This is a genomic window from Dactylosporangium sp. NPDC049742 (assembly GCF_040674675.1).
Lineage (GTDB): Bacteria > Actinomycetota > Actinomycetes > Mycobacteriales > Micromonosporaceae > Dactylosporangium > Dactylosporangium maewongense.
In genome coordinates this window covers 130107-138320 of sequence record NZ_JBFANF010000032.1, presented here as the reverse complement: position 1 = coordinate 138320, position 8214 = coordinate 130107, and the positions used below count along the sequence as shown (strand labels likewise).

Genomic DNA, 8214 nt, shown 5'->3' with positions numbered 1-8214 from the left:
GCCGTCCCTGAGACCACCGACAGGGAGCTCGTCAACGCCTGACACCCATCCACATGAACCACCCTGACCCGGGCCTCCCAAAGAGTGCCCGGGTCAGGTGCGTCGTGGTGCCTCGCCCGGCGCCGCGACGCACTCCAGCCACGAACCGTGCCGGGGCCGAACGACTCCCCGCTGCGGGCGGGTCGTCCCTTGGCGCGGACGTGGTGCAGCCGTGCGATGGACGGTGAGGTGTCCGCGCACGTGGACGGGAGGATCGCATGCGTGTCGTGCGTGCCGCAGCAGTCGTCGCGGCACTGACGGTGGTCCTGGTCGCGCCGGCGGGATGCGGGCAGCCGCCGCCGGGCGGCCAGCCGATGTCGGGCGGGTCCACCCGGTGGCGGCAGCGTCAACCACACTCCCGCCGTCGTCGGCGCAGCCGGTTGGCACACCCGCCACCACGGAGTCGCCGGGCACAGTCGTGATCCCGTCGCGTGTCGCCTACCAGTGGAACTGGCTCAACAGCGGCTCGGGGTCCGTGCAGCACACGTACCCAGTCCCGCCGGTCCCGGCGCTGGTCCGCATCGCCGCCGGCGACCACCCACGTGACGCGGGCGAGCGTGCGTTCAACCGGATCAGGACCCCGTCCCGCGGGTCGTGACCTGAGACCGGACACCGGCCAGGGAGGCGCGCTCACGCCATCGCGGCGTGCCGAGCGCGGTACGGGATGTACAGCTGCAGCAGGACACAGCCGGACGTCCCTGCCTCGATGGGATGGACCGAGCCCTCCGGCACGTGGGCGTAGCCGCCCGCGCGCAACCGCCGACCCGCCACCGACGCCTGACCCGAGACCACCCAGATATGGTGCTGGGCCTCCGGGTGCGCAAGACCCGGTGTCGTCGCGCCGGGCTGGTAGGCGATGAGCGCGGCGACGCAGCCGTCCTCCTCGCCGAGCTGCTTCACGTGGACGCCTCGGCATGCGTCGACCGGGACCCAGGCAAGCTGGTTGATGTCGACCGGGGTCATGATGGTCGCCCTGCGGGCTGTGTCACGCATGGCACGCCTCCTCGATGCTGCGTCCGACGCTATGGCTGCGACCGCCGGCCGTGTAGAGCCGAAGGGCATGCGGCGGGCGTCCGGTTGGCCCTGTCGCTGTGGTGATCACGCGCGTCACCCGTCGCCGCGCCGCTGCGGCTGTGCCATGCGGGCGGGCGTCGGGACGTTCGGCCCTGCCGGCGCGGCCCGCTGCGAGTGACCGTGGAGTGGTACGCCTCGATCCGTCCAGAGGCGCTGCCGGTTGTGGGCCCGGTCCGGCCGGCCCGCCACCCCGTCGGGCCGGGCCCGCAGCCTGCAGACGCTGTCGGAGACGGACCGGGAACGGCGCTACCCCGGCGAGCACGGGCTGAGCCCAGGCCGCACCAGCACGCCGACCGGCTCTGGCGGTCATCCACGCAGCCAACAGCAGGGCCGGAAGGCACGCCCGGTCGGGGTCGACCGGCCCTGTCAGCGCAGCCCGTTCCGGACCAGGCTGCAACGGTGCACGACATGCGCGGAGCCGCGGCAATTGTTTCCGGGGCGCCGTTGCGTTGTCTGATCGGATGGCGCAGCGGGCCCGGTGTCTCCGCCTGTGTCAGGTGGCGCCGCCGAGTTCGGTGAACGCCGCAGCGACGCGGAGCCCACGCGGGGCGTCCAGCCCGAGTTCGTAGTGGCCGCGGCGCAGGTTCTGCATGAAGGCGTGCCCGGCGATGATCGTCTGTGCGGTCCGCAGCCCGCGCATCGGTCTGAGCCGGTGCTTGAGCTGGCTGTGGTCCGCTTCTACCCGGTTGTTGGCATGCCGTTCGACGTGGTGCCACGCCGACGGCACCAGCTCATCGAGCACCGCCGGGTACACCGGCGCCGCGTCAGTGACCACCTCGGTGGGTCGCACCTTCAACATGGTCATCGCCCGGCGGAAGAACCGCCGTGCCGCAGCAGCGTCGCGGCGGGCGGAGACCAGCACATCGATGACCTGCCCGTACTGATCCACTGCGCGGTACACGTACCGCCAGACACCGCTGACCTTCACATACGTCTCGTCGACGTACCACCTGCCAGCGGGTGCGTGCCGGCAGAACCGGGCCGCGTCAGCCAGCAGCGGGGTGAAGCGTTGCACCCACCGGAAAACGGTGACGTGATCGACCTCGACACCCCGCTCGACAAGGAGTTCCTCGACGTCGCGGTAAGACAGGTTGTACCGCAGGTAGAGCCGGACGGCGACCATGACGACGTCGGGCGGGAGCCGGAACCCGGCGAACGCCGACCGTGGTGGCAGGGGCGGACGCCGACGGGTCGAGAGTTCACCGTCCAAGCCTGCCTGACGTGGGAACGCTCAACGCATCGGACCCCGCCCGCTGAAAGTTCTGCGGTGACCGATCTTGACGATCGGTTAACGCAACAGCGCCCCACACCGTCACCAGCAACGAACCCGGCAAACCGAAACCTGGAAAGAAGAAGTCGACCAGCCCTCGGCCACGCCGCACAGGTTGAAGATCAAGTTAGGTCTGCGTCCCGCCGCCGTGTTGGTCGCGTTGCTGTTGTGTGGCGTGGCGGACGTCGTTCGTGGCGGTCGTGACCTGGTCGATCTGGCTGGCCAGGTGGAGATGGTGGTCGGTGAGGTGCTGCCGTACGGCAGCAAGTCGGTCGGGCAGCATGGCGGCGTCAGGGGCGCCGAGAGCGGCGTGCAGGTCGTCGAGGTCGCCAGCGGCTTCGACGGGCAGGTCGGTGAGCGCGGTGACCTGGCCCGCGATGCGCCGGAGATCGGCGGTGCGGTCGTTGGCCCAGCGGGTCACGGCCCGGGTGCCGGCGCGTTGATCGCGTTCGGCGCGGACGCGGTCCTCCCGGGTGCCGCCGGTGCCATCGCCGGTGCCGGTGGTGGCGATGCGGAGGTAGCGCCGCTCGGCGGCTTGGCGGCTCGTCACGCCCATCGCGGGAGCCAGACGCTGCCAGCTGACGCCAGCCCGGCGGGCGGCGGCAACCAGTTCGGGTTCAAACCGCGCGAGCCGCTGCTGCAACGCGTGGAGCAGGGACAGGGCGCTGAGGAGCTCGTCCGGGTCAGCTCGCTTGCCGGCTGTTGTGCCAGCGACGGCGGCGAGGATCCTGGCGAGCGTGTCGGCGGCATCGGTTTCGTCCTGGCCCGAGACGGTCGGCTGCGCCATGAGAAACCCTCCAGCAGAAGTCGTCATTCCGGTGACAACAGGGTTGTCGTCGTAGTGACGACGTGATAGAAACACGGTATCGCGCATTGACTGTTCCGTCGAGTGCAGGAGGTGTCGTCATGTTGATGCGCAGCGAACCGTTCACCGAGGTCCACCGCCTTGCCCAGCAGTTGCTGGGAGGGTCGTCCGCAGGAACCTGGTCGCATCCGGCAGCGATGCCGGTCGACGCGTACCGCAGTGGCGATGAGTTCGTGATCGCCTTCGACCTGCCGGGCGTGGACCAGGACGCGATCGACGTGGACGTCGAGCGCAACATGCTGACCGTGCGATGCGAGCGCCGTCCGGTCGACCTCGGCGACGAGGCCCGAGCGGTCCTGTCGGAACGACCGCTCGGAGTGTTCTCCCGCCAGTTGTTCCTCGGCGACGCCTTGGACACCGAAAAGATCCAGGCCACCTACCGCAACGGCGTCCTGGTGCTGCGGATCCCGGTCCGGGAGAAGGCGAAGCCTCGCAAGATCACCGTCTCGGCGCACACCGGATCGGACCAGAAGGTCCTCGGCAGCTGACTTCCACCCGTGACGCTCCCGGACGATCGGGAGCAACGGCACGCTGGACGAGAGGAGGTGATCGGTGATGCCAGGTGCGCATACTGGACTGTCGCCAGAGTGGGACCGCGGATTCGACGCCGCATTCGCTGAACTCATCGGCCACGACCACGACTTCGTCGACACCGAGTTCACGGCGCTCACCACCGCGAACTGGCCGGCACCGCCCGACAGCCCGCCACCGGCATCGACGCGGCGAAACCAGACGCTCAGCGACAACACCTGACCGAAACCACCCGCTGGCCGGTGGCGTCCGATGACGCCACCGGCCAGCGACCATCTGCGTCCCCGGGCAGCATCGCACCATGGTCGATGCCGCCGGCGGGATGAGAGACATCTGGTGGCCGAGTCGTGCCGGGTGCGACGAACAACAGCCTGACAGGCCGCCGCACGCGGTGCCGCCACGGTCCGCGAAGCGCAGCAAGCGCCGACACCATTCCTCTTGTCTAGGGAAGAAGATCCGATCAAGGCTGCGGAGGATCAGTGTGCCTGACGGTGGGCGTGGTGGTGCGGGTGGGGATCTGGGCTGGTTCCGCGGGGAGTTGTACCGCTGTTTGGACGGCTCGTGCTGATGCGTTGTTCGAGTTGACGGACGCGGTGCTGTGCGCGGACGGGCCGGTGCGGTCGTTGCCGGCGTTGTCACTGGTCGCGGGGCACCGGCGTGGTCACCGCGCACTGTATGACGCACGCGTGCAGCGCTGTCCGGAGAAGCCAACGGCGTGCCGAAGTCGCGCAGCGGACCAGTGGAGGCGATCCGGGCGCTACGAGTCGCGCGCCGCGGAGCGATCAAAGCCCGCACCGCGGCGTTCAGCCAGATGCACGGCTTGGTCGCAGCACTGTTCGGATTGCCTTGCTCCTGTCGCGGCCCCGGCCGTCGGCCAGTCAGATCCCATCCGACTTTGTGGCTGATGGTGCTGATGTGGTTGCACCACTCACTATGGGTGCCATGGCGGAGGGTCGGCAGCAGTGGCGGTGGCGCGGCCGTGCGGCGGGTGCGCACGTCGGGGTGGCCGTTGCAGGGGGTGCGGGAGCGGGCGCGGACCTGCTCAACCCCTGGGTGGGAGTGCCCCTTGCCGCGGTTGGAGCGCTCAACGACGGGGCCGTCGACCCGGCCGGCCGATTCCTGGCCGGCACCATCGCCGCCTACGCGGACGGATCCGTCGACCCGCGGCCCCCGGTCGCCGCCACCGTCGGCCTCGACGAGGTCGCCGAGGTGTTCGCCGGACACCGGCCGGCCGACGCCGGACCGGGCCCGAAAATCCACGTCGACCCACGGCGGTAACCCATGAGCGACTCCTCCCTGCTTGCACCGCTGGAACAGCTGGCGCCAGGGTCCGTGCGGACCCGGGCGTCCGACCGGCTCGGCATGGCTCACGACGCCTCCCACTACCTGCTCACCCCACAGGCCGTCGTCGTCGCGAACGATGCCGCCCACGTCGGCGCGCTGATGCGTGCCAGCGCCCAACTCGGTCTCGGAGTCACGTTCCGGTCCGGCGGCACCAGCCTCAGCGGGCAGGCGGGCACCGACCACCTGCTGGTCGACGTACGCCGCAACTTCCGCAACATCGAGATTCTCGACAACGGCGACCGTGTCCGGGTCCAGCCCGGTGCGGTGCTGCGGCAGGTCAACGCGCGGCTCAGCCGCTACGGCCGCAAACTCGGCCCGGACCCGGCCAGCGAGGCCGCGTGCACCGTCGGTGGAGTCGTGGCCAACAACTCCAGCGGCATGACCTGCGGCACCCATGCCAACGCTTACCGCACGTGCGAATCGATGACCCTGGTACTGCCCTCCGGCACGGTCATCGACACCGCGGCCGGCGACGCCGACGCACGGCTGCGGCATTTCGAGCCGGGCCTCACCACCACCCTGGAACAGCTGCGTGATCGCATCCGCGGCAACCCCGACTCCGTCCGGCGGATCGCCGAACAGTACGCCATGAAGAACACCATGGGGTACGGCCTCAACAGCTTCCTGGACCACGACACCCCGGTCCAGATCCTCGCTCACCTGATCATCGGCAGTGAAGGCACGCTCGGGTTCGTCGCCGAAGCCGTGTTCCGCACCGTGCCGGTGCACCATGCGGCCAGCACCGGCCTGATCGTCTTCAACACCCTGCACACCGCCATGGCCGCCATGCCGGAACTCGTCGCCGCCGGCCCGGCCGCGATCGAGCTGCTCGACGCCGAGTCGTTGCGCGTCGCCCAACTCGACCCACAAGCCGACGCCGCGCTCCGCGGGTTCACCGTCGACCAGCACGCCGCGCTGCTGGTGGAATGGCAGGAAGCCGACGACGAGCAGCTCACCGCCCGCGAAGAACAGGCCCGGCGACTGAGCACACCGCCGAAACTCAGCCGGGACCCGGCCGGGCGGGCGGCGCTGTGGCACATCCGCAAAGGCCTCTACGCCACCGTCGCCGGCAACCGCCCCACCGGAAGCGTCGCCCTGCTCGAGGACGTCGCCGTTCCGGTGCCGGCCCTCGCCGGGCTGTGCGACGACCTCAACCAACTGTTCGACCGGCACCGCTACGAGCGCAGCGTCATCTTCGGCCACGCCAAGGACGGCAATCTGCACTTCATGCTCAACGAGCAGTTCGGCGCCGGTGACCAGACCAGCCGGTACGCCGCCTTCACCGAGGAGATGGTCGACGCGGTCCTGGCTCGCGGCGGCACCCTCAAGGCCGAACACGGCACCGGCCGGGTCATGGCCCCGTTCGTGCAGCGCCAGTTCGGCGACGAGCTGTTCGAGGTCATGCAGCAGGTCAAACGCGCCTGCGACCCGGCCGGCCTGCTCAACCCCGGAGTGCTGCTCACCGACGACCCGCAGGCTCATCTGCGCCATCTCAAACCCGTGGTCACCGTCGAGGCCGAGGTCGACCGGTGCGTCGAATGCGGCTACTGCGAACCGGTGTGCCCCAGCCGGGACCTCACCACCACACCGCGGCAGCGCATCGTGCTGCGCCGTGAACTCGCCATGGCACGCAGCGCAGGTGATGCCACGCTGGCCGGTCAGCTCGAACGGGAATATCAGTACGAGGCCGTCGATACCTGCGCCGTCGACGGAATGTGCGCCACCGCGTGTCCCGTCGGCATCAATACTGGCGACCTGACCAGACGGCTCCGCGCGGACGCCAACGGCCGCATCGCCGAACGGGTATGGACAGGCGCCGCACGGCACTGGGACGCGGCCACCCGAGCCATGAACATCGCGCTCGACGCCGCCGCGGTCGCACCGCCGGGTCTGGTGGAAGCAGTCACCCGCGTGCCGGGCCTGCCGAGCTGGAGCCGGGATCTGCCGGCCGGCGGCGGCCGCCGCCGTGCCGCACCGCAGCACGACGCGGACGCCGTCTACCTACCGTCCTGTCTCAACACGATGTTTGCACCAGCCGCCGGCGGCGCTGGCGTCATGACCGCGATCCGACGTCTCGCGCAGCGCGCCGGCCTGCGGCTGCACATTCCTGAAGGCATCGGCGACCTGTGCTGCGGCACCCCGTGGTCGTCCAAAGGCCTGCCCGCCGGCTACGCCGTCATGCGCGACCGGGTCCGGGCCGCCGTGGCCGGCACGACGCTGCCGGTGATCATCGACGCGGCGTCGTGCACGGAGGGTTTCCACAAGCTCCTCGACGACTCGGCGGTGATCGACGCGGTCGCATTCACCGCCGAGCACATCCTGCCTCGCCTCACCATCACCCACCGGCTGCCATCGCTGGCGTTGCATCCCACCTGCTCCTCTACCCGGCTTGGTCTCGATGCCGCGATCACCCGCATCGCCGAAGCAATCGCCGAACGGGTCGAGGTGCCCCACGACTGGCAATGCTGCGCGTTCGCCGGCGACCGCGGTCTGCTGCACCCGGAACTGACGGCCTCCGCAACCCGCGCCGAGGCCGACGCCGTCAACCGCGGCGACTACGCCACGCATGCCTCGGTCAACCGAACCTGCGAGATCGGGTTGACCCGCGCGACCGGGCACCCCTACCACCACCTGCTCGAACTGCTCGACACCGCCACGGGGAGCCCGACGTGAGCGGCTGCACCCAGTAGCGCTACGGATCAGAAGGTGCGACTGGCGTCGGGCAACGCTCAACGCATCGGGCCCCGCCCGTGTCCAGTGGCACCTGCGTGCCGGCATCGACCAGCACCGACTCAGCTGGCAGCTGTGATGAGCTCCGGGCCGAGCAGCGCGCCACCGGCACCGTTGGGCACAAACGCCCACGAAGTGATGTTCCCCCTCGCGCCCTCGGCGGGAAGTCGCCGACGCGTGGATACGCCATGCACGCAGTCTCACGGTTCGACGTCAGCGACCGCATTGCCAAACCCTTCGCGCCACTCCGCAGCGCTGCGACGCAGCGGTGCCAGAGCTGGTCGTAGCGGCGGCCAGTCCGGCCGGCGGTGACCGCGGCGTGCGGTGACGCCTTGGCCGGGTTGCGGCAGCGGCACGGCAC

General features: G+C 70.1%; 8 protein-coding genes and 1 pseudogene. 6 read left to right on the top strand and 3 right to left on the bottom strand.

Annotation, left to right across the window (positions count from 1 at the left end):
- The first annotated feature begins 457 nt into the window (after nt 1-457).
- Nucleotides 458-637: a hypothetical protein gene (locus AB0J72_RS33215; protein ID WP_363405480.1), complete on the top strand. Its 180-nt coding sequence runs from the start codon at nt 458-460 to the stop codon at nt 635-637.
- A gap of 32 nt (nt 638-669) precedes the next feature.
- Here AB0J72_RS33215 and AB0J72_RS33210 read toward each other — a convergent pair whose 3' ends face one another.
- The 3 genes from AB0J72_RS33210 to AB0J72_RS33200 all read right to left on the bottom strand — a co-directional run bounded on the left by AB0J72_RS33210 (nt 670) and on the right by AB0J72_RS33200 (nt 3257).
- The gene (locus AB0J72_RS33210; protein ID WP_363405478.1) at nt 670-1032 is read right to left on the bottom strand and encodes a cupin domain-containing protein; all 363 of its coding nucleotides are present in this window, start codon (nt 1030-1032) and stop codon (nt 670-672) included.
- Between the two features lie 574 nt (nt 1033-1606).
- A complete protein-coding gene (locus AB0J72_RS33205; RefSeq protein ID WP_363405494.1) occupies nt 1607-2287 on the bottom strand; it encodes an IS6 family transposase in 681 nt (226 codons plus the stop codon).
- A 223-nt stretch (nt 2288-2510) separates the two neighbouring features.
- The gene (locus AB0J72_RS33200) at nt 2511-3257 is read right to left on the bottom strand and encodes a hypothetical protein (RefSeq protein ID WP_344505349.1); all 747 of its coding nucleotides are present in this window, start codon (nt 3255-3257) and stop codon (nt 2511-2513) included.
- 32 nt (nt 3258-3289) lie between these two features.
- Between AB0J72_RS33200 and AB0J72_RS33195 the strand changes: the two genes are divergently transcribed.
- From AB0J72_RS33195 to AB0J72_RS33175, 5 genes and pseudogenes are all read left to right on the top strand, one after another.
- A complete protein-coding gene (locus AB0J72_RS33195) occupies nt 3290-3736 on the top strand; it encodes an Hsp20/alpha crystallin family protein (RefSeq protein WP_363405475.1) in 447 nt (148 codons plus the stop codon).
- Nucleotides 3737-3803: 67 nt separating this feature from the next.
- A complete protein-coding gene (locus tag AB0J72_RS33190) occupies nt 3804-4001 on the top strand; it encodes a hypothetical protein (RefSeq protein WP_363405473.1) in 198 nt (65 codons plus the stop codon).
- Between the two features lie 259 nt (nt 4002-4260).
- Nucleotides 4261-4462 (top strand): annotated as a pseudogene (locus tag AB0J72_RS33185) (transposase); the annotation flags it as partial.
- A 259-nt stretch (nt 4463-4721) separates the two neighbouring features.
- Nucleotides 4722-5057, top strand: coding sequence for a hypothetical protein (locus AB0J72_RS33180; RefSeq protein ID WP_363405471.1), 336 nt, complete (start codon nt 4722-4724; stop codon nt 5055-5057).
- A gap of 3 nt (nt 5058-5060) precedes the next feature.
- Nucleotides 5061-7796, top strand: coding sequence for an FAD-binding and (Fe-S)-binding domain-containing protein (locus AB0J72_RS33175; protein WP_363405469.1), 2736 nt, complete (start codon nt 5061-5063; stop codon nt 7794-7796).
- The last annotated feature ends 418 nt before the right edge of the window (nt 7797-8214 follow it).